The sequence below is a fragment of the Xanthomonas sp. NCPPB 3174 genome, assembly GCF_056725205.1.
Genome location: NZ_CM161517.1, coordinates 1,344,417 through 1,370,191 on the forward strand (window position 1 = coordinate 1,344,417; position 25,775 = coordinate 1,370,191).

The window sequence follows — 25,775 nt, forward strand, 5'->3', positions numbered from 1 at the left end:
CCGTGCCCGCACGCAACTCCCTGTCAGGAAAGACATTACAGCGCATGGTGGACGTTATCTGTCTACTGTTTCGGCCCATTCCGTGGTGTATGTTTGCCCCCATTGGTGTCCTGCCGGGACAGGGGCATGGCTAGACTGAAGACTTTCGCTAGAGGAATCCTCCTGAGCGCCTTGTACTGCGCGGCTTATCTGGCCGTGTGGCACTGCTCTCTGGATCAGTGGTTCCTGCCGATCGGACTGCGCACGGCGGCACTGCTGTTTCTCCCGTATCGGCTCTGGCCCTACGTGTTCCTGGGAGATGCAGCGGCGCTGTTGAGCATGCGCGTGCCGATGATCGATGCCGACGGCGCAAATCCGGTGTGGGTGTACGGCAGTTCGTTCCTGCTGATGCCCGCGTTCGCGCTGCTGCCCTGGATGGTCCGGCGCAATCTTCCCGATTTCCGGGTCGAGCAGAGCTGGCTGCCGCTGATCTGCCTGTGCGCGGCGTTGTGGGCGGTGCTCGTCAACAAGGGCGTCAATTGGCTGCTGGGTGGGCCCGCGGCCTACATCAATCTGGAAAACACGCTGAAGTTCTGGATCGGTTTCTATCTGGGTATCGTCATGTTCGTCTTCCCCGCGCTGCTGTGGGTCAGGCGAGCAGAGGGCGATGCGGCTGCGCGAAGGACGGTTCTTCACAGCGCAGGCGTCGCCGCGCTGCTGATGGGCGTCCTGTTCGGCGTCGCGATGCAGGTGGAGGGCGTCCTGCGCCAGTTCCTCCTGGTTCTCATGATTGCGCCGGCCGTCTGGCTGACCTTCAAGCATGCCTGGCGAGGCGCCGCGATCGGCGTGGTGATGGCCAACTTCGCGGTGGCCATGTCCATGCCGAAGACCAATTATGCCGGTGCCTACGACGCGGACTCATTGCAGGTGCAATTGTTGGTCGCCTTTGCGGTGACCGCACTCGCTTCCCTCGGCGCCAAGTTGTCCGTTGCCTTCGATCAAGTGCAACGCTTCGGCTTTGCCGAAAGGGAGGCGCTGCAGGTCGCCCAAGCCAGCTACATGTCGGCCGAACGCACCCTGCGCAACCGGGTGATCGAGTACACCGACATCCACGTGCATATCAACAAGCTGCGCCGCGATATCGCCACCACGCTGAAGGAGCACGGCCACTACGCCGCGGCGATGGAAATGAACCGCACCGGGGTGATCCAGGCGCAATTGCTGGACGATTACGTCGCCGCACTGTATCCGCTGGATATCGAAACCCACGGCCTGTACGGCGCGCTGAATTCCATCGCCTTCGCCAATGCCTGCGAGACCGAGGTCGAGGCGCGCCTGCACGGCGATACGCGGCGGCTGTCGATGGGGCTGCAACTGGCGGCGTACCGATGCGTGCTCAATGCCATGGAAATCCTGCCCAACGCGGGCCGGCACACGATCACGGCGCGGGTCTGGTCGGCGCGCGGCAAGCGCGGCGTGGTGGTGACGCTGGAAGCCGATACGACCATGCCGGGCAGCGGCCGCAAGCAGCACAGCGCCGACGAGATGGACTGGGAGCTGGCGAGCCGGTTGAAGGCTCATGACGGCACCTGCCGGCGCCGTCATGAGCGAAAGATCAGTTTCCTGATCTCAGAGCCCCTGCAAAAGCCGGTTACTTCTTGATGGTCACGGTCCAGACGTCGCCGTTGGCGCTGCTGGCCAGCTGCACGGTGAAGTAGCGCGCATCGTAGACCACGGTGCCGCGGCTGCTGTCGAAGGTGTCGACGGTGCTTACCCGATCCACGTCCTGACCCATCGGCGTCACCCAGGCGGTGTCGCCGACACGGCCGATCGCGCCGCGCACCTGGCCGGTGGCGTCGTTGATCTGCAGGTAGGTCACGCCATTACGCTCGAACTGGTAGATGCGTGCCGACGCGTTGGTGGACAGATTGGTCGCCGCCGGGGCACTTTCGCCCAGGCCGCGGATGGCGATCGGCGTGCCGACACCGCCGCCCGGGCAGCAACTCTGCGCCGAGGCATTGAACGCCAGCGCAGAGCAAAGCGCGATGCCCGAAAGCGTCGCGAATTTGGAAGTTTTCCACATAATCAGATCCTTCCCCATAAGGGATTTTTTGCCTGCCGTTCAGGCGATTCCACATTACGCGAATCGCAACAGGCCACTGTTGACAAATAATCAATCGATTCATACTTGTGATGCGTCTCACGTTTATCTATGCGGAATGATTTCCGCAAAATGCGCCGCATCGGTTTTCTCAGGCATGGCCCCAAGGTCACGCAACATCGCGTCGACCCTCCGGCAGTGCCGGGATGTCGGGCGTGGACTGCATTGCAGTTTCCATGCCATTTATTGCAGGCACAGCGTCGCGACACAGCGGCAGCGTATTTCGCTGCCCGCCGTTTGCGCCGATGGGCGACGACGTGGGTGTCGAATGTCTCTGTCTATCGGGCGCGAGTTGCGGCGCGAGTAAATCTATTGCGCTAATGCGGCAGCCCAACGCGCTTGGATTGTGCGACGAGTGCTTGACGCGTCTGCGTCGCTGCCGATGGCGCTGGGATGGCGCCTCGCGGCGGCCATGTGCGTAGAGCGGGTGAATGCCGCAGTGCGCTGCGGTGCCCTGCGACATCGACAAGGCCGGCACGCGCAGGCTTTGTCGACACCCCGTCGCTGCTGCGCGGGCACGCATCCGATTCCTGCAGCGTCGTGATGCTGCGCGTCATCGATACGGACGGCGGCGAGGTGCGGTATCGAGACTGCCGGTAGAGAATGCGGCGGCGGTGCCAGTGACACCGCCACCGCACACGCATCACCAGCTGTAGTTGACGTTGGCGTAGGCAAACGCGCCATTGAAGCCGAACGGCGAGGACGTGCTGTACGGCAGGTAGGTGCGGGTGCCGGCACCGGCGCGCGAACGGTCGGGGTACTCGTTGAGCACGTTGTCGCCGCCGACGGTGACGCGCCAGCGGCCCAGCGTGTAGGCCGCCGACAGGTCCAGGGTCCACTTGGCCGCATAGGTCTGATCGGCGGCGGGCGTGGTGCCGAAATCGGTGAATTCGCCCCAGCGCGTGGCGGTGGCGGTGAAGGCCCAGGCGCCGGGCGACCACACGCTGCTCAGGAAGAACTTGTCGCGCGGCGAACCGCGGGTGATGCGGCCGATCTCGGCACGGCCGATACGCACCGCGGTCGGGTCGATCGCTTCCAGGACCGCCGGGTTGCCGGCGATCTTCTCGATGTCGGTCTTGTTGTAGTTGTAGCCGGCGGTGAGATCGAGGCTGCTGGCGGGCAGGGCGATCTTGTAGGTGCCGATCGCGTCCACGCCCTGGGTCTTGGTGTCGATGGCGTTGGTGAAGTAGCGGCCGCCGCCGATGCCGGCGTAGCCATTGCCCTGCAGGTAGTTGCGTACCGCCGTGGAGGTGAGATTCTCCGAGAGCACGATGCGGTCGTCGATGTCGATGCGGTAGGCGTCGAGGGTGATGTACAGCGCGTCCACCGGCTGCAGCACCAGGCCCAGGCCGTAGTTCTTGGATTTTTCGGCCTTCAGCGGTTCGGCGCCGAGCGCGATCGCCGCCGGGTTGTCGGTGCGGAAGGTGCCGATCTCGAACGGCGTGGCGGCGATGCTGCCGTCGGACTGGGCGACGTTGATGAAGTTGGTGGCGACCGACTGGAAATACTGCTGCTGCAGCGAGGGCGCACGGAAGCCGGTGGAGACGGTGGCGCGCAGCGCGACCTTCGGGCTGAAGGCGTAGCGCAGCGACAGCTTGCCGGTGGCGGTGTCGCCGAAGTCGCTGTAGTTCTCGTAGCGCCCGGCCAGGCCGGCGGAGAACTTGTCGGTGATGTCGCCTTCCAGGTCCAGATAGGCCGAGTAGCTGTTGCGGTCGTAGTGGCCGGAGTCGCTGGGTTTGAAGCCGGCGAACACCTGCGCGCCCGGCAGCAGGGTGCCGTTGGCCGAGGGAATGCCGCCGTTGACGTAGGACGCCGGCTCGCCCGGCGATTCGTTGAACTTCTCGCCGCGCCACTCGGCGCCGAAGGCCAGGGTGAGCGGGTAGGCCAGGCCGACCTCCAGCGATTTGCTGAAGTCGGCGTTGAGCACGTTCTGGGTGACCTGCAGCGCGCCGGCGTAGAACTCGGTGGGGCTGGCTAGGCCCAGGCTGTTGTTGAGGCTGTGGCGCACGTCGAAGCTCAGGTCGTTGCGGCCGTAGTTGTAGCTGAGGTCGATGGCCAGGCCGCCGGCGGTGCTGGACTTGACCCCGCCGACCCAGGACACGTCCTTGCTGACGTTGTAGATCTGCGGCAGGAAGCCGTTGGGGTAGATCTCCGGGCGGTTGCGGTTGTCGCCGGACCAGCGGAAGTAGCCGTTGGACAGCACTTCGCGGCGGCTGAGCATCGCGTAGGAATAGAAGGTGATGTAGTCGGCCGGGCTGTACTGGCCGTTGTAGGAGAACGCGCCCTGGTCCACGTCCGGGTCGCCGTAGCGCTGCTGCACCTGCCCCTGGTAGGGCGTGGCGCGGTCGGTCTGGTCCTGGTGTCCGGCCTGCGCGGCGAAGTGCACGCTGCCGGTCTCGGCGAAGGTGAGGCCGGCGTCGCCGGAGAGCTGGTACTGCTCGCCGTCGCCGGCGCTGTACTTGCCGTAGCGCCCGGCCAGGCTGCCGCCCGTGCCGCTGCCCTTGAGCACGATGTTGATGACGCCGGCGATGGCATCGGAGCCGTATTGCGCGGACGCGCCGTCGCGCAGCACTTCGATGCGTTCGACCGCCGCGATGGGAATGGTGTTGAGATCGGCCGGCGAGGAGCCGCGGCCCTGCGCACCGTTGAGGTTGACCAGGGCGGTGGTGTGGTAGCGCTTGCCGTTGACCAGCACCAGCACCTGGTCCGGCGAAAGCCCGCGCAGTTGCGCTGGGCGCACCGCATCGGAACCGTCGGTGATCGCCGGGCGTGGGAAGTTCAGCGACGGCACGGCGCGCGACAGCGCGGTGGCCAGTTCGGTGGTGCCGGTGGACTGCAAGGTTTCCGGCGAGATGATGTCGATCGGCGACGCCGATTCGGCCACGGTGCGGTCGGCCACGCGCGTGCCGGTGACGATGACGGTGTCCAGCGTTTGCGCGTTGCCGGCGTTCTGCGCATGGACGGAAACGGCGGACGTCGCCAGGCACAGGGCGACGGCGTGGGCGAGCGGAGTGAGCGTGCGCGTCATGAGGGAGGCGGCTCCAGTAGTGGGGGGAAGGCGTCGCTGCATGCGCGCTCCCCTGTCCCCTGGCGGATGCGGCGACGCTCCCTAGGGATTACCGGCGGATGTCAGGAGTGTCAATGTTCCGTTAAGTGCGATGCGGAGGTTGCAGTTGCAACCACCGCTGCAGGCATTGCGGCAGCGCGCATCCGCGGATTTTCTGGGGTTGTAGACAAAATGCGGGTCGCGCGCGACGGCGCGGTGCATGCGCTGTGCCTGCGCGGGATGGGGTGCGTGTCTTGCTTGACGCTGCGTGCTGCGTGCTGCGTGCTGCGTGCTGCGGGCGTCTTCGTGTGGATTGGCCGGCGGTGCTGCTGTCGGTGGTGGCCATCGCGTGGTTGGTCGTTTCAGCCATGCCGTCAGTTGCGGCGCTTCATTGATGAGGCGTCGCGGCTGAAGCCGCTCCTACGCGTGCCACGGCGTACGCTGCGGAGGCCAAGCAAGCGCGTGCGAGGCGTTCGTCTTGTTCGTTGAGGCGGGTATGGCAACTCGCTGGGTTCAACCAGAGGAGACGCCGTTCGGCAACGTCGTGCGCGTTTCTTGCGTTGCGTTTCGTAGATACCGTCTTACCCCCTAGCAGGCAAGGCCCCTTTTCGGATCGAACGCGGTGCCCGATTTGAGAACCCCGTAGGCCAGATGCAGGAGCTTGCGCATGGCGGCGCACACGATCTGCTTGCCGGCTTTGCCGCGTTCGCTCAGCCGCTGTTTCAGCGTGCGGATGATCGGGTTGTGGGTCATGGCCACCAGGGCCGGCATGAACAGGCCCGCGCGCAGGCGGGGCGAGCCGGTGCGCGAGATGCAGACGTGGCCTTTGCGGTCGCCCGACTGCTGCAGGCACGGATTCAGGCCCGCGAAGGCGGTCACCGCCGCGGCATCGGCGAAGCGCCTCACATCGCCAAGCTCGGCCAGCATCAAGGCCGCGCTGGTGTCGGCAATCCCCTGGATGCTCACCAGCAGCTCGCGCTGCCCACGCAAGGTCGGATCCTGGTCGATGTGGTCATCGATGGCCTGCTCGATCTGGGCGATGTGGTGTTGCAGATCGGCCAGATGGACCTGGATCGAGTCCTTCACCTGAGCCGGAGCGACGTCCAGCCGGTTGCGCTCCATCTGCAGCATCTGTTGCAGATCCTGGCGCCGGCGCACCAGCGCTTTGAGCTGCTTGAGCGCCGGCGGATCAGGGGACCAACGGCGTAACTGCTCGCGGTGACGCAAGGCATAACTGGCGATCAGCTTGGCATCGCTGCGATCGGTCTTGACCCGGCTGAGCTGGCTGCGTGCGTACGCGGCCGTCTGCGCCGGGTTGAGCACGCACACCCGATAGCCGCGTGCGTGGAGGAACTCGGCCAGCGCCTGGTGGTAGGTGCCGGTGGCCTCCATGGCGATCCAGCTATCGGGCTGCGCATGCGTCTGCAGCCATGCCTGCAGGGCCTGGAAACCCTTGGCATCGTTGGACAACTTGGCCTTGGTACGGTGCTTGCCATTGGTCAGATCGATGGCCACATCGAAACTGCGTTTAGCGACGTCGATGCCGATGACGGGAGACATACGCGATTCCTCCATCGTGTCAGGGTCATGATCGGCGCTGAGCCCGGTCCTGCCTTGTCGATGCGAGTTCACGCCCGGGGGCGGACTCTGGATACCGTTCGGACACACAAGGGCCAGCATGTGGAGGGCGGAGCCGATCTACGATGCAAGCTCGAAGCTTTAGGAGCGACTGGACCTCCCACACCTCCTCCGATGATCAGTCGGAAGACATGACGCCTGTCTAGGGGCGACATGTCCAGATACAAGGAGCGGCTTCAGCCGCGACCCATGCGCGATCGCGTCGCGGCTGAAGCCGCTCCCACAAAAAAACCAGGCAGGCGAGCACATCGCACACCGATAAATTGCCAATCCCGAATCCCGAATCCCGAATCCCCGCCCCAAAAAACAACGGCCCGGGAAACCCGGGCCGTCGTCGTGCTCGGCGCAGGCGCAATCAGCGCGCCTGGTCTCGCGATCACCAGCGGTAATTGATCCGCCCGTACACGTAGGCGCCGTTGAAACCGTACGGCGAGTAGTTGCTGTACGGCAGCATGCCGTAGGTGGAGTTGATCAGGTTGGCGGTCTTGTCCGGGTACTGATCGAACACATTGTCCGCGCCCAGCGTCAGCGTCCAGTTGGTGCTCGGCTTGAAGCTGGCCGAGGCGTCCACCACCCAGTCCGCGCCGTAGGTCTGGTCGCGGGCGGCGGTGGCCGAATTGCGCACGGTGAACTCGCCGTAGCGGGTCGCGGCCAGGCTCAGGTCCCACTTCGGCAGCTTCCAGGTGCCGCTGAGGATCAGCTTGTCCTTCGGATAGCTGTCTTCCAGACGGCCGATCTCGTCGCGGCCCAGGGTGGTCTGGGTCGAGCCGATGGCGGCCAGCGCCTGCGGCTGGGTGACGGCATGGGTGATGTCGGTCTTGCTGTAGCCGTAGCTGGCGGTGAGGTCCAGCGTGCTGGCCGCGAACGGGATGCTGTAGGTGCCGACCACGTCGACGCCGCGGGTGCGGGTGTCGGCGGCGTTGCTGAAGTAGCGTACGCTGGTGACGTTGCTGTAGCCGAGCTGGCGCAGCTTGGCCAGCACCGCCGCATCGTTGAGATTGGACGAGAGCAGGATGCGATCGTCGATCTCGATCTGGTACGCGTCCACGGTCAGGTACAGGCGCTCGACCGGTTGCAGCACCAGGCCCAGGCTGTAGGACAGCGAGGTCTCGGCCTTCAGCGGTGCGGCGCCCAGCGCCTGGGCCACGGCGCTGTTCACCGGGAAGGTGCCGGATTCGAAGAAGCTGCCGTTGATGTAGCTGCTGGTCACCGCCTGGTACTGCTGCTGCGCCAGCGACGGCGCACGGAAGCCGCTGGCGACGGTGCCGCGCAGCGCGACCTTGTCGGTGAACGCGTAGCGCGCCGACAGCTTGCCGGAGGTCTTGCTGCCGAAATCCGAGTAGTCCTCGTAGCGGCCGGTGAGGCCGGCGGAGAACTTGTCGGTGAGGTCGGCTTCCAGGCCCGCGTACACAGCGTAGTTGTGGCGGTCCGAATGCACCGCGTTGAGCGGCGCGAAACCGGCGAAACCCTGCGCGCCGCCGGTGGTGCCGGTGTACGAGGCCAGCTCGCCCGGCGACTGGTTCCACTTCTCCTGGCGGTACTCGGCACCGAAGGACAGCGTCACCGGATAGGCCAGGCCCCACTCCAGCGGCTGGGTGAAGTCGGCGTTGACTGCGTTCTGGGTGTACTCCAGCGCGCCGTCGTAGAAGCGACGCGGGCTGTCGACGCCGAGGCTGTAGTTGATGCTGTTGGCGGTGTGGAAGTCGACCTTGTTGTAGCCGTAGTTGTAGCTGATGTCCCAGGCGAAGCCGCCGGCGGTGCTGCCCTTCAGGCCGGCGACCAGCGAGCGGTCCTTGGAGTACTGCTCGATCTGCGGCACGTAGCCGTCCGGGTAGACCTGCGCCAGCAGCGCGGTCTGGCCGTTGTGGTTGCGCGAGCGGTAGAACGCGAACGAGGTGATGTCGCGGTTGCTGGCGATCGCGGTGGCGTAGCCGGTCAGGTGGTCGCTGAAGCGGAACTCGCCGTTGGCCGAGACCGCGGTGGCGTCGACCTTGGGATCGCCGTAGACAAAGGTGGTCTGGCCGATGCCGGGATAGTTGCCGGTGTTCGGTGCGGTGCCCTGGTAGGGGCCGGCGCGGTTGGTGGCGTCCTGCTGGCTGATCTGCCCGGCCACGTGCAGGCTGCCGCGGCCGTCGCCGAAGCCGACCCCGGTGTCGCCGGACAACTGCGACTTGGCGCCGTCGCCGGCCGAGTACTGGCCGTGCTCCACCGCCAGGCTGCCGCCTTCGCTGGCGCCCTTGAGCACGATGTTGACCACGCCGGCGATGGCGTCGGAGCCGTATTGCGCCGAGGCGCCGTCGCGCAGCACTTCCACCCGCTCGATCGCGGCGATCGGGATCGCGTTGAGATCCACCGCCGAGGAACCGCGGCCGATGGTGCCGTTGACGTTGATCATCGCCGAGGTGTGGCGGCGCTTGCCGTTGACCAGCACCAGCACCTGGTCGGGCGAGAGCCCGCGCAACTGCGCCGGACGGATGCCGCTGGTACCGTCGGTCAGCGCCGGGCGCGGGAAGTTCAGCGAGGGCAGCGCGCGCGACAGCGCGGTGGCCAGTTCCGAGGTGCCGGTGGCCTGCAGCGCCTCCGGGGTGATGATGTCGATCGGCGACTGCGACTCGGCGACGGTGCGGTCGCTGACCCGGGTGCCGGTGACGATCACCGTGTCCAGCGTGCTGGGCGCGGCGGACGCGTCGGGGGCGGTCTGGGCGAAGACGGAGGGAGTGGCGAGGGCGGCGAGCACGGCGCTCGCCAGCAGCGACAACGGACGGTTCATGGAAACTCCAGCAGGTGCCGAAACGGCAGGCGGGGCGCGGCGGCCGGCATGGCCAGGCGGGCCGCGTCCCAGGGGCGGCTTATTATTTTTTAACATGCGTGCTGCGTCGCAGGATGCAAGCGCATGTTCTTATTCTTTTACGTTCTAAGCCGCCCGCGCCGGTGCGTGGCCGCGCCCCTGCGGCCACGCCACGGTCCCTGGCCTTCTCAGAAGCGGTAGCTCACCCGCCCGTACCAGTAGCGCCCGTTGAAGCCGAACGGCGACAGCGGCGAGTACTGCAGGCCGTTGGGGCGGTCGTCGTAGATGTTGTTGAGCGCGGTCCGGGTCGGGTACTGGTTGGTGACGTTGTCGGCGCCGACGGTGAAGGTGAGGTCGTGCCAGGCGTAGCTGGTGGACAGGTTGAGCAGCCAGCGCGCCGCGAACGCCTGGTCCTGGCTGCCGTCGGCCTCGTCGCCGCGGCGGGTGATGGCGCCGTAGCGGGTCGCGTCGCCGTGCAGGGTCCAGCCGGCCAGGGTCCAGTCGCCGCTGAGCACGTACTTGGTGCGCGGCGTGGCGTCGGTCAGCAGGCCCTGGCTGGCGCGGCCGAAGTTCGGATCGGAGATCTCCAGGATCTCGATCTTGTTGTAGTTGGCGCTGAAGCTGAGGTTGAGCGAGCCGGCGCGATCGAGGTCGAGCAGGTAGTTGCTCACCCAGTCCACGCCGCGGGTGCGGGTGGTGGCGCCGTTGACGAAGAACTGCGCGGCGCTGACCTGGCCGATCGGCACGGCCAGCGAGATCTGGTCCGAATACAGGATCTGGTCCCAGATGCGGATCTGGTACAGGTCGAGGGTGGAATTGAAGCCGCCGCCGGGCTGCCAGACCGCGCCGATGCTGTAGTTGGTGGATTTCTCCGGCGCCAGCGGCTTGGCGCCGAGCGCGATCGCCACCGGGTCGGAGGTGCGGTAGGTGCCGATCTGGCTGAGGACGCCGTCCACCGGCAAGGTCACTACCGACGCGTAGTTCTGTTGCGCCAGCGAGGGCGCGCGGAAGCCGTTGGAGATGGTGCCGCGCACGGCGAAGGCGTCGTTGAGCTGGTAGCGCGCCGACAGCTTGCCCGAGCGGGTGGAGCCGGCGTCGCTGTAGTCCTCGTAGCGTGCGGCCACGCCGCCGGACAGGCGCTCGCTCAGGTCCGCTTCCAGGTCCGCGTACACCGCCTTGCTGTGGCGCTGGAACTGCCCGGCCACCGAGGGCGACAGGCCGGGAAACACCTGCGAGCCGCCGGGGTAGGGCGCGCCGGTCTCGGGGTTGATGGCGTTCGGATCGAAGTAGATCGAGGTGGGCGAGCCGGCCACCACGGCGTACTTGTCCTGCCGGTACTCGGCGCCGAAGGCGAGGTTGACCGGATAGGCCAGGCCCCAGTCCAGGGATTTGCTGAAGTCGGCGTTGAGCGCGTTCTGCTCGTTGCGGAAGCCGCCTGCGTTGAAGCGGGTCGGCGAGGCGCCGGTGCTCCAGTACAGGTTGGTGTTGATGGTGTTGCGCAGGTCGAAGGTGACATCGTTCTTGCCGTAGTCGGCGGAGACGTCCCAGGTCCAGCCGTTGTCGGTGCTGCCCTTGACGCCGAGCACCGCGGCGCGGTCGTTGGACGGGTTGTAGATCTGCGGCAGGAAGCCGTTGGGATAGACCGCCTGCACGTTGCGGTCGCTGTTGTTCCAGGCGCGGTAGTAGCCGTTGGACAGCACCTCGCGGCGGCTGAAGTTGGCGTAGCCGTACAGGTCGACGTGCGGGGTGAGCGCATAGCCGAAATTGACCAGCCCCTGATAGGTCTTCAGCGCCGGGTCGCCGTAGCGCTCGTAGGGAACGCCGCTGGGGTTGGCGGCCCCGGCCAGGGTGGTGGCCTTGTCGGTATTCTCGGCGCGGTTGGTGTTCATCGCGTTGAGGTAGTTCCACGACACCCGCACCCAGCCCGGCGCCTCGCCGTCCGGCGCACCGCCGAAGGCCAGCCCGTAGGAGCCATCGATGCCGTTCTGCGCGCCGTCGCCCTTGTCCATGATGCCGCCGTTGACCGCGACGCTGTTGCTGCCGGCCTTGGCGCCGTGCTTGAGCACGATGTTGATGACCCCGGCGATGGCGTCGGAGCCGTATTGCGCCGACGCGCCGTCGCGCAGCACCTCGATGCGCGCGATCGCCGACATCGGGATCGAGTTGAGGTCGGCCGGCGCCGAGCCGCGCCCGACCGAGGGGTTGTAGTTGACCAGCGAGGTGGTGTGGTAGCGCTTGCCGTCCAGCAGCACCAGCACCGCATCCGGCGACAGGCCGCGCAGGGTCGCCGGGCGCAGTGCGTCGTTGCCGTCGTTGATCGCCGGGCGCGGGAAGTTCAGCGACGGCAGCAGCTTGCCGAGGGCGCTGGCGAGGTCGCTGGCACCGGTGGCCTGCAGCGCCTCGGGCGCGATGATGTCGATCGGCGATTGCGATTCGGCCACCGTGCGGTCGGCGATGCGGGTGCCGGTGACGATGATGTTGTCCAGCGTGGTCGGCGCCTGCTGGGACTGGGCGAGGCTGTTGGCGGAGGCGAGCGCGAGCAGGACGGCACTGACGAGGGGGAGGCGGCGTTGCGTCATCGGGCGGAGACTCCAGTGGCTGGTGGGAGTGGCGTGGGTCTGGCGATTTCCGTTGGGGCGGGCGAATGCTGCAGTGCAGCGGGTGCCATCGGATTGAAATCCGTTTTTCACGCCGGCGCGTATACAAATCCGGACCTGGGTCCGGTTTTTGCGGTGCCCAGGGGGTAGCCCCGGACCGCGCTACGTCGCCGCCCCGGGTGGGCCGGGGCGGGCGAAGCGGCTACACTTCCGCCTCGCTAGCCGAGTGCCCTGCCTTGATTTCCCTACGTAATTTCGCCTTGCGCCGCGGCGAGCGGCTGTTGCTGTCCAATGTCGACCTCACCCTGCATGCCGGCTACCGGGTGGGCGTGGTCGGCCGCAACGGGGCCGGCAAGTCCAGCCTGTTCGCGGCGGTGAAGGGCGAACTGGAGGCGGACAAGGGCGACGTCGACCTGCCCGGCAAGGTGCGCATCGCCAGCGTCGCCCAGGAGACCCCGTCGCTGCCGGACCCGGCGCTGAGCTTCGTGCTCGGCGGCGACACCGCGGTGGCCGCGGTGCTGGCCGAAGAGGCCGAGGCGACCGCGCGCGAGGACTGGGAGGCGGTGGCTGCCGCGCACACCAAGATGGCCGAGATGGGCGCCTACGACGCCGATGCGCGTGCCGGCAAGCTGCTGCACGGCCTCGGCTTCCCGGCCGAGACCCATCACCGCGCGGTGTCCTCGTTCTCCGGCGGCTGGCGCGTGCGCCTGAACCTGGCGCGTGCGCTGATGATGCCCAGCGACCTGCTGCTGCTCGACGAACCGACCAACCACCTCGACCTGGACGCGGTGTACTGGCTGGAGCAGTGGCTGCTGAAGTATCCGGGCACGCTGCTGCTGATCTCGCACGACCGCGAGTTCCTCGACAACGTCGCCACCCATACCCTGCATCTGCACAACGGCGGCGCCAAGCTGTACACCGGCGGCTACACCGATTTCGAGCGCCAGCGTGCCGAGCAACTGCGCCAGCAGCAGATCGCGCACGAGAAGGAACAGGCCGAGCGCGCCCACCTGCAGAGCTTCATCGACCGCTTCAAGGCCAAGGCCTCCAAGGCGGCACAGGCGCAGAGCCGGATGAAGCGCCTGGAGAAGCTGGCCGGCACCGAGGCGGTGCGCGCCGAGCGCGAGTTCCGCATCGAACTGGCGCCGCCGGCCAAGCTGCCGTTCTCGCTGATCCGCCTCAACCACGCCGAGGCCGGTTACGGCGCGGACGCGGTGATCCTGCACAACGTCGGCTTCGGCCTGGAGGCCGGCCAGCGCATCGGCCTGCTGGGTCCCAACGGCGCCGGCAAGACCACCCTGGTCAAGACCCTGGTCGGCGAACTGCCGCCGATCGCCGGCGAGCGCATGGCGCATCCGGACCTGCGCATCGGCTACTTCGCCCAGCACACGGTGGAGTCGCTGCACGAGGGCCAGTCGCCGATGGACCACATGCGCGAGATCGACAAGGACGCCAGCAACCAGGCGTTCCGCGATTTCCTCGGCAAGTGGAATTTCCCCGGCGATCGCGCGTTCGAGCCGGTCGACGGATTCTCCGGCGGCGAGCGCGCGCGCCTGGCGCTGGCGCTGATCGCCTGGCAGCAACCCAACGTGCTGCTGCTCGACGAACCGACCAACCACCTCGACCTGGAGATGCGCGAGGCGCTGGCCGAGGCGCTGAGCGATTTCGAGGGCGCGATCGTGATGGTCTCGCACGACCGCCACCTGATCGGCCTGGTCTGCGACACCTTCTGGCGCGTGGCCGACGGCGTGGTGGAGCCGTTCGACGGCGACCTCGACGCCTATGCCGCTTGGCTGCGCACCCGCCCGGCCGCGCAGGGCACCAAGCAGAAATTGGCCGAGGCCGCGCCGACCCCGCCGCCGCCGGTCAAGCCACTGCCGGCGAAGAAGCCGCCGAATCCGCACAAGCTGGCCGCTGCCGAGAAGCGCGTGGGCGAGCTGGAAGCGGCGCTGGCCGAACTCGACCGCCAACTCGCCGATCCCAAGCACTACGCCGATGCGGAAAAGATGGCGGTGCTGGGCCGCGAGCGCGAGGCCGCCGCGCGCGAGCTGGCGCAGGCCGAGCAGGCGTGGATGGAGTTGATCGACGGCTGAGGCGCGCCATGGGCCTGCCTTGCGGCGTAGGCCGACGCCGCGGTGAAAGGCCGCGCAGCGCGCCTGCCGGCGGCTTTGCGCCGGCCCTGCCGCGCGTGGCACGCTCCCGCTCTGGCCGGTGCAGGACAGCGGGAGGAACAGCATGACGATCAGCGGCAACATCACGCTGGAGGACTATCTGATCGCCCAGCGGCTGCATCAACGGCGCGCCGTGCGGCGCGTGCTGGTGGCGATGGCGGCGTTGCTGCTGAGCGGATTGACGCTGTTCGCCTTCGCCCGGCATGGCTCCGGCATGGCCATGCTCGGCATCGTGCTCGCCGGCGCCGGCGCCGGTGGCGGTGGCTTGATCGGCCAGACCATCCAGTCGGCATGGACGATGCCGCGCAAGGTCCGCCGCCTGTATGCGCAACAGGCGGCGTTGCGGCATCGCCTCACCTATCGCTGGGACGAAGCCGGCCTGGAGGTCACGTGGGTGGATGGCCACGTGCGTCGTTCCTGGCGCGACTACGTGCGCTATCGCGAGAATCCGCAGGTGCTGATGCTGTACCAGAACGACATCCTGTTCGACCTGATGCCGATGTCCTGGTTCGCCGATGCCGCGCAGCGCGACGCGTTCCGGCAACTGGTGGCGGCGCAGGTGGGCACCGACGGCGGCAAGCGCGCCGTGTAGCGGGCGCCGCCGGCAGGGCGTGCGTTGGAGAGACGGGAGAGGTGGATGTTCGGGCCGGGTCTGTTGGCGCGGATGCGGCTCCGCGATGGTGTCGCCGCCGAACACGGATGATTCCCGTCGAGCCAGTTCCTTCTCCCTGCGGGAGAAGGTGCCCCGAAGGGGCGGATGAGGGGGCGGGCGCCTGCGGAGCCCGGAGCAGCCGGCCGTGCGTGCCGGCGTACCCTCACCCCAACCCCTCTCCCGGCGGGAGAGGGGCTTCCATCGCTTCTTGACGCCGCTCAGGCTGCGGCGCTGGCCACGACCAGCAGGCCGCCGGCGATCGCCGCCCAGTCCAGCGGCGTGCGCGAGCGAAGGCCCTGCAGCGAGGGGCGGGCGGTCGGCGTCGGCCGCAGGCCGGCCTTGAGCGCCATCAGCGCCAGACCGGCGGCGCTGAGCGCCCAATGCCATTCGCTGGCGCCGCTGCGCAGAAAATAGGCGAGGTGCAGAACACACAGGCAGGCCAGCGCGGCCGCGAGCACGACGTCACGCGAGACCAGTCCCGGACGGGCGGTCAAGGCAATACGGTTCATCAGCAAGTTTCCCCCAGAAACTGTGGGCGCCTTCCCCAGGCGCACATTGCGACTGCGACCGGGATCATAGTTCGCCCAAAACCGGTCGCCAAGCGGCACTGCACAAAATCTTCACATGGGTATCGTTACCAGTTTCGCGCGCTGTTTCGGCGATGCCGTTCACACCGGCCGAGTGCCCGACAAGCCGTGCATCCAGGCACTTGCCTGCGCGCGCCGCCGCCGACTCACTCGGCCGACGCCGCCTGCTCGGCCAGCAGCCACGCGCGCAGGCGCCGGGCGGCGTCGTTTTCCACGCGCGAGCGCAGCCGGGTCAGCCAGTAGCGGCCCAGGTCGATGCGGGTGCTGAACGGACAGACCAAGCGCCCGGCATCCAGGTCCTGGGCGAACAGGCGCAGCGGCAGCAGGGCCACGCCGTGGCCGGCTGCGGCGATGCTGGCCAGGGTCAGCGAGGCATCGCAGATCGGGCCGCCGGCCTGCACGTCGGGGGCACCGGCGGTATGCAGCCAGCGCGGCCATTCGTCCAGCCGATAGGAGCGCAGCAGCGTGGTCCTGGCGAGGTCGGCGGGCGTGCGCAGCAGCGGCGCCAGCGCCGGCGCACACACCGGTGCGAACGGGGCGTCCAGGATCGGCGTGGCGTGCTGCCCCTGCCAGTCGCCATCGCCGAACCGGATCGCCAGGTCCAGGCCTTCGCCGGCCAGGTCGACCCGGTTGTTGTGGGTGTACACGCGCAGTTCGATGTCCGGATGCGCGGCATGGAAGGCGTCCAGCCGCGGCAGCAGCCAGCCCACCGCGAAGGTGCCGACCACGCCCACGCTCAGCGTCTCGCGATAGCGGCCGCCGGCGAAGCGCTGCAGCGTCCCGGCGATGCGGTCGAAGGCTTCGGTCAGTACCGGATGCAGGCGCAGACCCTCGTCGGTCAGGGCGACGCCGCGCGGGAGGCGCTGGAACAGCACCACGCCCAGGCGCGCCTCCAGATGCTTGATCTGGTGGCTCAGCGCGGCCTGGGTCACGCACAGCTCGGCCGCGGCGCGGGTCAGGTTCTGGTGCCGCGCCGCGGCCTCGAAGGCGCGCAGGGCGTTCAGCGGCAGGTGCGGACGGATCATCGCTAGGTATCAATTCGGCTCATGGGTGCGATTGAATAACCTCGCTGGTGGGGGTGGGTCAATGCGGCCATCATCCTGGCTCCCGACGGAGGTGGACGATGCTGACGAGACGACGGTTCCTGCAGGGCGTGGGCATGGGCGCGAGCCTGCTGGCGGTGGCTGCAGCACAGGCAAAAACTGCGCAAAATCCTGCGCAGACGCTGCAACAGCGCTTGGCCGAGATCGAGCGGCGCAGCGGCGGCCGGCTCGGTGTGAGCCTGCTCGACGGCAGCGGCGCAACGCTGGGCGGACAGCGCCAGGACGAGCGCTTTCCGCTGTGCAGTACCTTCAAATTTCTATTGGCGGGGGCGGTGCTGCAGCAGGTCGACCGTGGCGCGCTGTCCCTGGAGCGGCGCCTGCCGGTGCGCAAGGCGGATCTGCTGGCGAATGCGCCGGTGTCCGAGCGCCATGTCGGCGGCACCCTCAGCGTGGTCGAGCTGTGCCGCGCGGCGATGATCTACAGCGACAACACCGCGGCCAACCTGCTGCTGCCGCTGGTCGGCGACCCGCCCGGGGTGACCCGCTTCCTGCGTGCGCTGGGCGATGCGCAGACCCAGCTGGACCGCAACGAGCCGGGCATGAACGACTTCGTCGCCGGCGATCCGCGCGACACCACCACGCCGGCGGCGATGGCCGCGACGATGCGTGCCTTGTTGCTCGGGGAGGTGCTGCAGCCGGTCTCGCGGCAGCGCCTGATCGACTGGATGCGCGACAACCGCACCGGCAACGACTGCCTGCGGGCCGGCCTGCCGGCGGGCTGGCGGATCGGCGACAAGACCGGTAGCAACGGCACCGATACCCGCAACGACATCGCCATCGTGTGGGCGCCGGGGCGGGCCACGCCGCTGCTGCTCACCGCATATCTCAACGGCGCCACGGTCGACAGCGCCGCGCGCGATGCGACGCTGAAGACGGTGGCGCAGGCCGTGGTGGCGTCGCTGCCTGCGCAGGTGCTGCGTACCGGCTAGGCGGCGTTGTGCGGCGCCGTATCGACTGCGCTCGCCGCAATCGCGCCGGGTGCAGGTCGATTCCCGTAGGCGCGGCTTCGGCCGCGACAGGCTTTATCGCGAAAGTCCGTCGCGGCTGATTCCACAAGCGGACCAACAGCCATTCGCACGAGCCGCTGCTCGCGATCGTCGGCGGCGCGATCGTGCCGATGCCGCGCGCGATCGCCTTCGTTGCACCCAACGGCCACCGCCGTCGCGGCCGTGCCACCTGATCGTGCGGTTCCTTCCATTCCCCATTCTGTTCGGAGCGTCCCATGCGTCGACTCGTATGCTGTTCGTTGGCCATTGCCCTCGGTCTGTCTGCCCACGCCGCGCAGGTGCGGGTCTGGGAACCCTCGCCCGGGCACGTGCAGGTGCCGATCTGGCCCGGCGCGGTGCCGGATGCGCTGCCGCATCCGAAGCCGGAATCGGCCGGTCCCGGTCCGGGCAAGCCGTGGTGGCCGGCCATCCACGACGTCAGCCGACCGACCATGACGGTCTATCCGGCGCAGGGCCACAACACCGGCGCCGCGGTGGTGGTGTTTCCCGGCGGCGGCTACCAGATGCTGGCGATGGACCTGGAGGGCACGGAGATCTGCGACTGGCTGATCTCGCGCGGCATCACCTGCGTGCTGTTGAAGTACCGCGTGCCGAACTCCGGGCCGACCTGGGTCGACGACCGGCGCTACTACCCCAAGGTGCAGACCGCGCTGCAGGACGCGCAGCGCACGCTGGGCCTGGTGCGCCAGCAGGCCGCCACCTGGGGCGTGGACCCACACAAGATCGGGGTGATGGGCTTTTCCGCCGGCGGCCACCTGGTCGCCGCGACCAGTACGCATTTCGCCCAGCGCACCTATCCGCTGGTGGATGCCGCCGACCGCGTGAGCTGCCGCCCGGATTTCGCCATCGCCGTGTATCCCGGCCATCTGTGGGTGCACGAGGACGAGGACGCCGACACCCGCAATCCCACCGATCTGGCCTTGCGTCCGGACATCCGCGTCGTCGCCGACACCCCGCCGACCTTCCTGTTGCAGGCCCAGGACGACCACGTGGACGGCGTCTCGCAGGTGCTGGCGTACTACGTCGCACTCAACCACGCCGACGTGCCGACGGAAATGCACATCTACGCCCAGGGCGGCCACGCCTTCGGCCTGCGCGCCAAGAACCTGCCGATCGCACAGTGGCCGCAGCTGGTGGAGACCTGGCTGCGGACGATCGGGGTGCTTGAGAGCCGGGATTAGGGACAGCCGGGATTTGGGATTGGGGATTCGGGATTGGCAAAAGCGTGTCGGCGCGCGGATTGGGCTTTCACGAATCCCCAATCCCTAATCCCCAATCCCGGACGTTGTCACGAATCCCAATCCCGAATCCCCAATCCCGCCCGCCTCAGACGGGCCCGGGGCCTTGATAGTTGGGCGGGCTCTCCTGATACAGCCGCGCCGGTCCGCCCATCGCCGGGTCGCTGATGCCGGGCCTGCCGGTTTCCACGCGGCCGGCCAGGCGCTGGCGCGCGTTGTCCTGGACCAGCCACAGGTCGTACCAGCCGCCGCTCGGCTTGGCATTCCAGCGAATGCGCTGCTCGCCACCGGGCGCCAGCGTCACCCGCTGGCGCGGTTGGGCCTGGGCGTACGCGACTGGTTCCAGGGACACGCTAAGCGGCGCGGCACCCGGATTGCGCAGGACCAGGCACAGCGCCTGCGCGTCGGTCGGCTCCTGGACGATCTCGGCCTGCAGCAGCGGGGCGCTGAGGTCGCCACAGTAGTGGCGGTGGAAGCCGTTGGGGCCGAGCAGCCACAGGTCGTAGCTGCCGTCGTAGGTGGTCCAGGTGCCGTCCAGGGTGGCGCCGGCGCCGACCGTGTAGCGGCGCGGGAGTGCGGCCAGGTCGTAGCGGTCGTAGACGTGCAGCACTGTCGCCGCGCCTGCATTGGCCATGCGTAACTGCACCTCGCCACGTGCCTGCACGTACTGCAACTGCACCGTCGGCCGATACGGCAGGGCGCGCGAACGGCGCACGCCGAAGGCCTGTCGTGGCGCCTGCAGTTGCGCCGGCAGTGGCGGCAGCGCGTGGTCGCGCAATGCGGCGGCGCGCGCCGCTGCCTCGCGCACATCCGGCAGATCGGCGACGAACGGGCGGGTATCGGCCTGGCGGAAATCGAAGGCGTCGAGCAGGTCGCCGCAGACCGCGCGGCGCCACGGGGTCAGGCCGGCGGCGGCGACGCCGAAGCGGCGCTCCAGCAGGCGCAGCACCGAGGTGTGGTCATAGATCTGCGAGTCCACCCAGCCGCCGCGGCTCCACGGCGAGATCACGTACAGCGGCACCCGCGGACCGAGGCCATAGGGGCGCCCGCGCAGTTCCGGTGGATCGGCCTTGGCGTCGCCCGGCGCCGGCTGCAGGTGGTACTCGCCGTCGGTGGCGACGCTGGACGCGCCGGCCCAACCGCCGGCCGCGGACGGGTCGGGCGAGGGCGGGGCCGGCGGCGGCACGTGGTCGAAGAAGCCGTCGTTCTCGTCGAACATCAGCAGCAGCGCGGTGCGTGCCCATACCTTGGGATCGGCGGTCAGCGCGTCGAGCACGCGCGCGGTGTAGGCCGCGCCCTGTGCCGGGCTGGATGGATCGGGATGCTCGCTGCCGGCGGCGTCGGCGATGATGAAGCTCACCGACGGCAGCCGCGCGGCCAGCACGTCCTCGCGCAACTGCGCCAGGCTGCGGCTGGAGACGCCGCGTGCGCGCAACTGCGGATCGTGCCCGGGCACGCCGCGCCAGGCCGCGCGGAACGGCGCGAAGCCGGCCAGCGGGTTGTCGGTGAAGTTGTCGGCCATGTCCTGGTAGATCTGCCACGACACGCCGGCCTGCTGCAGCGCCTCGACGTAGCTGGGCCAGCGGTAGTCGTCCGGGTCGCCGCCCAGTTCCGGGAAGTTGTCGTGCGAGTTGGCGATGACCGGGCCGCCGGCGCGGGCGTGCGGATCGTTCTGCCCGGTCCACAGGAACACCCGGTTCGGATTGGTGCCGGCCTGGATCGCGCAGTGGTACGCGTCGCACACGGTGAAGGCTTCGGCCAGGGCGAATTGGAACGGCAGGTCCTCGCGTTCGTAGTAGGCCAGCGCGTGGTCGCGCTTGGCCGCCGGCCATTGGCCCATGCGGCCGTGGTCCCAGGCCTGCTGTGCGTTCGGCCAGGTATGCGGGGTGCCCTGCACGCGCATGGTGGCGAAGTTGTGCGCGGTGCGCAGCGGGAATGGCGCCAACGGGCGGCTGCCATCGGCGCTGGGTTGCAGCCACACCGTGCGCGGGGCGATGCCGGGCAGTGTCGGCGCAGGGATCGGGAAGCGATCGCCGAAGCCGCGCACGCCGGCCAGGCTGCCGAAGTAATGATCGAAGGCGCGGTTTTCCTGCATCAGGATCACCACGTGCTGCAGATCGTCGAGGGTGCCGCTGCGCACGTCCGGGGCGATCGCCGCGGCGCGGGCGATGCTCGGCGGCAGCAGTCCGGCGGCGCTGGCGGTGAGGCCGGCGCGGAGCAGCCGGCGGCGGGTCTGGTCGGTCATGGTGGTCCGGGGAAACGCAATGCGGCGGCGGCCGGGATCGGCCGCCGCCGCGAGACTGCCACGGTGCCGGTTACAGGTCGACCATGAAGGTCAGGCCGACGGTGCGCGGCGGCGCGATGAAGGCGCTGTCGCTGCCGTCCACGCCGTTGAGGTAGCGCTTGTCGGTGAGGTTGCTGATCACCAGATCCAGCTTGGCCTGCTGCAGTTGCGGACTCAGTCCGCCCAGGGCGATGCCGAGGTTGGCGTCGAAGGTGGTCACCGCATCCAGCGCCGCGCTGTTGGCCGCGTCCAGGTAGCGTCGGCCCAGGTAGCGGCCGGACAGGCCGCCGTGCCAGCGCTGGCCCTGCCAGTCGGCCGACAGCACCAGGGTCTGCCGCGGCTGGCCGATCACCTGCGAGCCGGGGGCGATCTCCAGCGCCTGGTCGCGCGCGGCGTTGCCGCTGCCCAGGTAGGTGGCCTTGTTGTAGGTGTAGGCGCCGTTGAGCCGCCAGCCGTTGTCCCAGGCGTAGCCCAGCGCCAACTCCACGCCGCGCGCGTGCACGCCTCCGAAGTTCTCGTAGACGCCGTCGGTCTCGCCCAGGTAGTCGATGCCGGTGACGAAGTTGGCCGGCACGTAGACGATGCGGTTGTCGAAGCGGATGTCGTACAGGGTGATGCTGCCGGTCAGCGGCCAGCGGCTCATGCGCAGGCCCACCTCGATGTTGTCGGCGGTTTCCGGCTTGACCTTGCTGAGCACCAGCGGATCGGTCTCGCCGAGTACGCCGGAGGGGATCGCGGCGAAGTTCTGCGAGAAGCCGGCGAAGGCTTCCACGCCCTTGATCGGCATGGTCCAGGTCAGGCCGGCGGAGAACAGCGGATCGGAGTGCGAATCCGATTCGATGTGCGCGGCGTCGCCGATGCGGCGGTCGCGGGTCTGGTCGACGAAGAACTGCTTGACGCCCACGCGCCAGGCGAAGTCGCCATAGCGCATCACGTCCTCGACGTAGTACATCTGCTCGTCGGTGCGGTAGTCGTCCTTGAACTGCACCCAGTACGGCACGTGGTCGAAGGCGATGTTGGTGCCGACGTTGAGCAGGCGGTGCCAGTCGCGGGTGACGCTGCGGTCGTAGCGTTCCAGCCACAGCCCGCCGCGCAAGGTGTTGTGCAGTCCACCAAAGTCCTGCGCCCATTCCACGTCGGCGGTGACGCCGCCGCGCTGGTTGTCGTAGTGGCTGTGGCGGTAGGACTGCACCGGCAGCGAGCCGGCCGGGTAGCAGGCCGGGTTGGACTCGGCCGGCAGGGTCGCGGTGTCGGCGCAGCCGGGCAGCATGCTCGCCGCCGCGCCGCTCGGGGTGACGAAGTAGAGCTTGCCCAGGGCGCTGCCGCCGTACACGGTATGGCCGCCGGTGTATTCGGACTCGGGCTGGCCAGCGCCATCGTTGCTGACGTCGACCAGGTACGGCGGAATCCAGTCGCCGCGGCCCTTCATCCGATGCGCGTAGCCGGTCAGGGTGGCCTTGAAGCCGTTGCCGCCGTCGAACAGGCCGCGCAGGTAGCCGAAGGTGTTCTTGCGCAGCGCGCGCGAGCCGGAGCGGTAGTTCTGGTCGTAGTAGGGGATGCCGGTGAGCGTGCCGGTGAGTAGGTCGTGGTCCGGATCGGTGGCGAACTGCGCCGGGGTGACGCTGCTGTATTCGGATTCGTTGGCATCGTCGTAGGACAGGTAGCCGCTGAGCGTCCATGCGCCGAGGTCGCTGACGAACTTGCCGGCCAGGTGGTCGCGGGTGGTGTGGCCGCTGCCGTCGATCCAGTCGTCGTTGCTGGCATGCGAACCGCTGACCCAGGCGCGGGTGCCGCCGAGGTCGCCGCTGTCGTAGCGCGCGTAGTACTTGCGCGCCTGGTTGTCGCCGATGCCGAAGGCCAGGCGGACGCGCTGCTGGTCCAGCGGCTCGCTGGTGAGGAAGTTGAGGGTACCGCCCAGCGCTTCGTTGGAGCGCGAGGCGATGTCGGCGGTGCCCTGGCTGACCTCCACCGTCTCCAGGTCCAGGGTGTCGATGAAGCGGTTGGCCTTGGAGCCGCCGCCGTAGGCCGAGCCGCCGTTGGGCACGCCGTCGATGGTGGTGCCGATCTGCTGGTCGTCGCGGTTGGTGACGAAGCCGCGCATGCTGATCTGGGTGCCCCAGTCGGAGGAGCCGAATGCATCGGCCTCGGTGGCGATCACGCCAGGCAGTTCGTTGAGCGCGTCGTTGACGCTGCTCATCGCGAACTGGCGGTCCAGCGCCTCCTTGCTGACGTTGATCTTGGCGTAGGTGGTGGCCTGGCCGAGCACCTGCACCTGGTCCAGGGTGGAGACCTGGTCGCTGCTGTCGGCAGGCGCGGCGGTCTCCGCTGCGTTGGTGGCCTCGGCGGCGTGGGCGCAGGCGATGCTGGCGGCGAGCGCCAGGGCCAGCAGGGTCGGAGAAGGGGTGCGGAAATACGCCGAAACGGTCATCGGTTGCGCAGCTGCGTGAGGGGCGCTCATGGTCGGATCTGGCGGTTTCGTGCGTGTGACCGGGATCTTGCGAATCCGTGCACCATGCGCAAATCGGCATGAATCACGTGCGGCGCGGCACCCGGCGCCACGCGCACTGGCAACGGGTGGCTGGCGGTTGCGGCGGAGCCATTGCGTGTGCGCCGTTGGACGATGCGTGTCGGGCACGGATGCCTGCAGGCGACGCGGATCCGCCACAGCGAGGACGTGTCCTTCGCGGGGCGCACGCAGGCGCCGCGCGGTGGCGCGACCGCAGCCGGCGCTCGGCCGTGATGGCGCAGCACACGGCCGACCCGGCATCATCGACGCAGCCGCCGCTGGCGGGTCCCCACCGGAATCTCCTGCCCGATGAGCCACGAACTGATCTACCTGCTGCTGATCTTCGCCCTGCTGGTGATCCCGCGCGCGCTGCAGCGGTTCAAGATGCCGGCGCCGCTGACCTGCCTGCTGTTCGGCATCATCGCGATGCTGGCGATGGGGCCGCGTGCGCACGATCCGGTGGTGACCTTGCTGGCGACGCTCGGCATCTCCTCGCTGTTTCTGTTCGCCGGCCTGGAGGTGGACCCGAAGGCGTTGCGCCGCGGCTTGTGGCCGCTGCTGCTGCACCTGGTGGTGCGCGGCGCCACCCTGTTCGGCGTCGGCTGGCTGGCCTGGCGCTATGCCGCGCTGCCGTGGCAGGCGGCCGGGTTGCTGGCGCTGGCCCTGCTGACCCCGTCCACCGGTTTCATCATCGAGTCGCTGGGGCGACTGGGGCTGGACGAGGAAGAACGCTTCTGGGTCACCAGCAAGGCCATCGCCGGCGAACTGCTGGCGCTGGCGGCGCTGTTCGTGATCCTGCAGGCCGGCGATCCCTGGCAGATGGGCCTGTCCAGCCTGGCGCTGGTGGCGATGCTGGTCGGCCTGCCGCTGCTGTTCGTGGCCTTGGGGCGCTGGGTGGCGCCGCAGGCGCCGGGGTCGGAGTTCTCGCTGCTGGTGATGGTCGGGCTGATCGCCGCCTACATCACCTATTCGCTGGGCGTGTACTACCTGGTCGGTGCGTTCATCGCCGGGCTGGTGGCGCGGCTGCTGCGCCAGCGCATGCCGCTGCTGGCCTCCGACGAGAACCTGCAGGCGGTGCGCCTGTTCGCCTCGTTCTTCGTGCCGTTCTACTTCTTCAATGCCGGCACCAAGGTGCCGAGCGGGGCGCTGAGCCTGCAGGCGCTGGGCCTGGGCCTGGCCCTGACCGCCTGCGTGCTGCCGCTGCGCATCGGCATCCTCTGGCTGCAACGGCGGGTGCTGTTCGGCGAGGGCGCGCGCAGCAGCCTGCGCGTGTCGCTGGCGCTGTCGCCGACGCTGATCTTCACCCTGGTGCTGGCCGGGATCCTGCGCGACCGCTTCGCCATCGCCGATGCGCTGTTCGGCGCCCTGCTGCTGTACGCGGCGCTGACCACGCTGCTGCCGGCGCTGCTGCTGCGCATGCCGTTCGACGTCAGCCCGCTGGAGGCAGCGCCGGCCACGCCGGCAGATCCCGCGTCGGCGCAGGCACCGACGGCACCGGATGAGCCGGTCGCCGAGGCGCCGCTGGTGGACGCACCGACGCCATCGGCGGGCGCGCCGGAGACCGTGCCGCGCGCCCAGCCCGGGCCGGCGTGAGCGGGAACGCTTGAAAGCCGGCGTGCGGCCCCCATACTGGCCGCCTCCGTTGCTCTCGCGTTTTTGCCGCCATGCCGATCTACGCTTTCCAATGTGCCGCGTGCGGTCACAGCTTCGACCGCCTGCAGAAACTGTCCGATCCCGATCCGGAGACCTGTCCGGCCTGTTCCGCTACGGCGGTCAAGCGCCAGCTCACCGCGCCGGCGTTCCGCCTGTCCGGCAGCGGTTGGTACGAGACCGACTTCAAGAAGGACGGCGACAAGAAGCGCAACCTCGCCGAGTCGGGCAGCACGGGTGGCAGCGGGGACAGCAAGCCCGCCTCCGCGCCAGCTGCCGATGCACCGGCCAAGCCGGCCGCCGCCGCCACACCGGCGCCGGCGCCCGCCGCGGCCAAGCCTGCGGCGACCTGAGTTCCGGCTTGGCCA

Annotated in this window: 16 protein-coding genes; 7 read left to right on the forward strand and 9 right to left on the reverse strand. The window is 68.6% G+C overall.

The window, feature by feature from the left end:
* Positions 1–126: 126 nt before the first annotated feature.
* Positions 127–1,641: an MASE1 domain-containing protein gene (locus tag AC1PK7_RS06020; protein ID WP_481100180.1), complete on the forward strand. Its 1,515-nt coding sequence runs from the start codon at positions 127–129 to the stop codon at positions 1,639–1,641.
* Here the strand turns inward: AC1PK7_RS06020 and AC1PK7_RS06025 are convergent.
* The 5 genes from AC1PK7_RS06025 to AC1PK7_RS06045 all read right to left on the reverse strand — a co-directional run bounded on the left by AC1PK7_RS06025 (position 1,631) and on the right by AC1PK7_RS06045 (position 12,191).
* A complete protein-coding gene (locus AC1PK7_RS06025) occupies positions 1,631–2,062 on the reverse strand; it encodes a hypothetical protein (RefSeq protein ID WP_010344340.1) in 432 nt (143 codons plus the stop codon). The genes AC1PK7_RS06020 and AC1PK7_RS06025 overlap by 11 nt on opposite strands.
* 721 nt (positions 2,063–2,783) lie before the next feature.
* Complete coding sequence (locus AC1PK7_RS06030; RefSeq protein WP_481100181.1) at positions 2,784–5,168, reverse strand: TonB-dependent receptor plug domain-containing protein; 2,385 nt, start codon at positions 5,166–5,168, stop codon at positions 2,784–2,786.
* A 606-nt stretch (positions 5,169–5,774) separates the two neighbouring features.
* Positions 5,775–6,746, reverse strand: coding sequence for an IS110 family RNA-guided transposase (locus tag AC1PK7_RS06035; RefSeq protein WP_481099249.1), 972 nt, complete (start codon positions 6,744–6,746; stop codon positions 5,775–5,777).
* A 454-nt stretch (positions 6,747–7,200) separates the two neighbouring features.
* Positions 7,201–9,594, reverse strand: a complete 2,394-nt coding sequence (locus AC1PK7_RS06040; RefSeq protein WP_481100182.1) for a TonB-dependent receptor plug domain-containing protein — start codon at positions 9,592–9,594, stop codon at positions 7,201–7,203.
* Positions 9,595–9,800: 206 nt separating this feature from the next.
* Complete coding sequence (locus AC1PK7_RS06045) at positions 9,801–12,191, reverse strand: TonB-dependent receptor plug domain-containing protein (RefSeq protein ID WP_481100183.1); 2,391 nt, start codon at positions 12,189–12,191, stop codon at positions 9,801–9,803.
* 254 nt (positions 12,192–12,445) lie between these two features.
* On the opposite strand from AC1PK7_RS06045, the gene AC1PK7_RS06050 reads away from it, so the two are divergent.
* Positions 12,446–14,302, forward strand: a complete 1,857-nt coding sequence (locus tag AC1PK7_RS06050; RefSeq protein WP_153751052.1) for an ABC-F family ATP-binding cassette domain-containing protein — start codon at positions 12,446–12,448, stop codon at positions 14,300–14,302.
* 142 nt (positions 14,303–14,444) lie between these two features.
* Positions 14,445–14,972, forward strand: coding sequence for a YcxB family protein (locus AC1PK7_RS06055; protein ID WP_481100184.1), 528 nt, complete (start codon positions 14,445–14,447; stop codon positions 14,970–14,972).
* Positions 14,973–15,250: 278 nt separating this feature from the next.
* On the opposite strand, the gene AC1PK7_RS06060 is transcribed toward AC1PK7_RS06055, so the two are convergent.
* Both AC1PK7_RS06060 and AC1PK7_RS06065 read right to left on the reverse strand, forming a co-directional pair.
* Positions 15,251–15,541, reverse strand: coding sequence for a hypothetical protein (locus AC1PK7_RS06060; protein WP_019799624.1), 291 nt, complete (start codon positions 15,539–15,541; stop codon positions 15,251–15,253).
* 224 nt (positions 15,542–15,765) lie between these two features.
* On the reverse strand, positions 15,766–16,644 hold the full coding sequence (locus tag AC1PK7_RS06065) for a LysR substrate-binding domain-containing protein (RefSeq protein WP_481100185.1): 879 nt from the start codon (positions 16,642–16,644) through the stop codon (positions 15,766–15,768).
* A gap of 98 nt (positions 16,645–16,742) precedes the next feature.
* Between AC1PK7_RS06065 and bla the strand changes: the two genes are divergently transcribed.
* Both bla and AC1PK7_RS06075 read left to right on the forward strand, forming a co-directional pair.
* Complete coding sequence (gene bla / locus AC1PK7_RS06070) at positions 16,743–17,651, forward strand: class A beta-lactamase (protein WP_481100186.1); 909 nt, start codon at positions 16,743–16,745, stop codon at positions 17,649–17,651.
* Positions 17,652–17,968: 317 nt separating this feature from the next.
* Complete coding sequence (locus AC1PK7_RS06075; protein ID WP_481100846.1) at positions 17,969–18,910, forward strand: alpha/beta hydrolase; 942 nt, start codon at positions 17,969–17,971, stop codon at positions 18,908–18,910.
* A 145-nt stretch (positions 18,911–19,055) separates the two neighbouring features.
* Here AC1PK7_RS06075 and AC1PK7_RS06080 read toward each other — a convergent pair whose 3' ends face one another.
* Together AC1PK7_RS06080 and AC1PK7_RS06085 are read right to left on the reverse strand one after the other, a co-directional pair.
* Positions 19,056–21,212 (reverse strand): phosphocholine-specific phospholipase C, encoded by a 2,157-nt coding sequence (locus AC1PK7_RS06080; RefSeq protein ID WP_481100187.1) that lies wholly within the window; start codon positions 21,210–21,212, stop codon positions 19,056–19,058.
* 70 nt (positions 21,213–21,282) lie between these two features.
* A complete protein-coding gene (locus AC1PK7_RS06085) occupies positions 21,283–23,679 on the reverse strand; it encodes a TonB-dependent receptor (RefSeq protein ID WP_481100847.1) in 2,397 nt (798 codons plus the stop codon).
* Positions 23,680–24,066: 387 nt separating this feature from the next.
* Between AC1PK7_RS06085 and AC1PK7_RS06090 the strand changes: the two genes are divergently transcribed.
* Together AC1PK7_RS06090 and AC1PK7_RS06095 are read left to right on the forward strand one after the other, a co-directional pair.
* Positions 24,067–25,350: a cation:proton antiporter gene (locus AC1PK7_RS06090; RefSeq protein WP_481100188.1), complete on the forward strand. Its 1,284-nt coding sequence runs from the start codon at positions 24,067–24,069 to the stop codon at positions 25,348–25,350.
* A gap of 71 nt (positions 25,351–25,421) precedes the next feature.
* Positions 25,422–25,760, forward strand: a complete 339-nt coding sequence (locus tag AC1PK7_RS06095; RefSeq protein WP_481100189.1) for an FmdB family zinc ribbon protein — start codon at positions 25,422–25,424, stop codon at positions 25,758–25,760.
* Positions 25,761–25,775: the final 15 nt, after the last annotated feature.

Excerpts from the sequence above, each read along its gene's own strand:
- AC1PK7_RS06020 (WP_481100180.1), top strand. The coding sequence starts at position 127 with ATGGCTAGACTGAAGACTTTCGCTAGAGGAATCCTCCTGAGCGCCTTG.
- AC1PK7_RS06025 (WP_010344340.1), bottom strand. The coding sequence starts at position 2,062 with ATGTGGAAAACTTCCAAATTCGCGACGCTTTCGGGCATCGCGCTTTGC.
- AC1PK7_RS06030 (WP_481100181.1), bottom strand. The coding sequence starts at position 5,168 with ATGACGCGCACGCTCACTCCGCTCGCCCACGCCGTCGCCCTGTGCCTG.
- AC1PK7_RS06035 (WP_481099249.1), bottom strand. The coding sequence starts at position 6,746 with ATGTCTCCCGTCATCGGCATCGACGTCGCTAAACGCAGTTTCGATGTG.
- AC1PK7_RS06040 (WP_481100182.1), bottom strand. The coding sequence starts at position 9,594 with ATGAACCGTCCGTTGTCGCTGCTGGCGAGCGCCGTGCTCGCCGCCCTC.
- AC1PK7_RS06045 (WP_481100183.1), bottom strand. The coding sequence starts at position 12,191 with ATGACGCAACGCCGCCTCCCCCTCGTCAGTGCCGTCCTGCTCGCGCTC.
- AC1PK7_RS06055 (WP_481100184.1), top strand. The coding sequence starts at position 14,445 with ATGACGATCAGCGGCAACATCACGCTGGAGGACTATCTGATCGCCCAG.
- AC1PK7_RS06060 (WP_019799624.1), bottom strand. The coding sequence starts at position 15,541 with ATGAACCGTATTGCCTTGACCGCCCGTCCGGGACTGGTCTCGCGTGAC.
- AC1PK7_RS06065 (WP_481100185.1), bottom strand. The coding sequence starts at position 16,644 with ATGATCCGTCCGCACCTGCCGCTGAACGCCCTGCGCGCCTTCGAGGCC.
- bla (WP_481100186.1), top strand. The coding sequence starts at position 16,743 with ATGCTGACGAGACGACGGTTCCTGCAGGGCGTGGGCATGGGCGCGAGC.
- AC1PK7_RS06080 (WP_481100187.1), bottom strand. The coding sequence starts at position 21,212 with ATGACCGACCAGACCCGCCGCCGGCTGCTCCGCGCCGGCCTCACCGCC.
- AC1PK7_RS06085 (WP_481100847.1), bottom strand. The coding sequence starts at position 23,679 with ATGACCGTTTCGGCGTATTTCCGCACCCCTTCTCCGACCCTGCTGGCC.
- AC1PK7_RS06090 (WP_481100188.1), top strand. The coding sequence starts at position 24,067 with ATGAGCCACGAACTGATCTACCTGCTGCTGATCTTCGCCCTGCTGGTG.
- AC1PK7_RS06095 (WP_481100189.1), top strand. The coding sequence starts at position 25,422 with ATGCCGATCTACGCTTTCCAATGTGCCGCGTGCGGTCACAGCTTCGAC.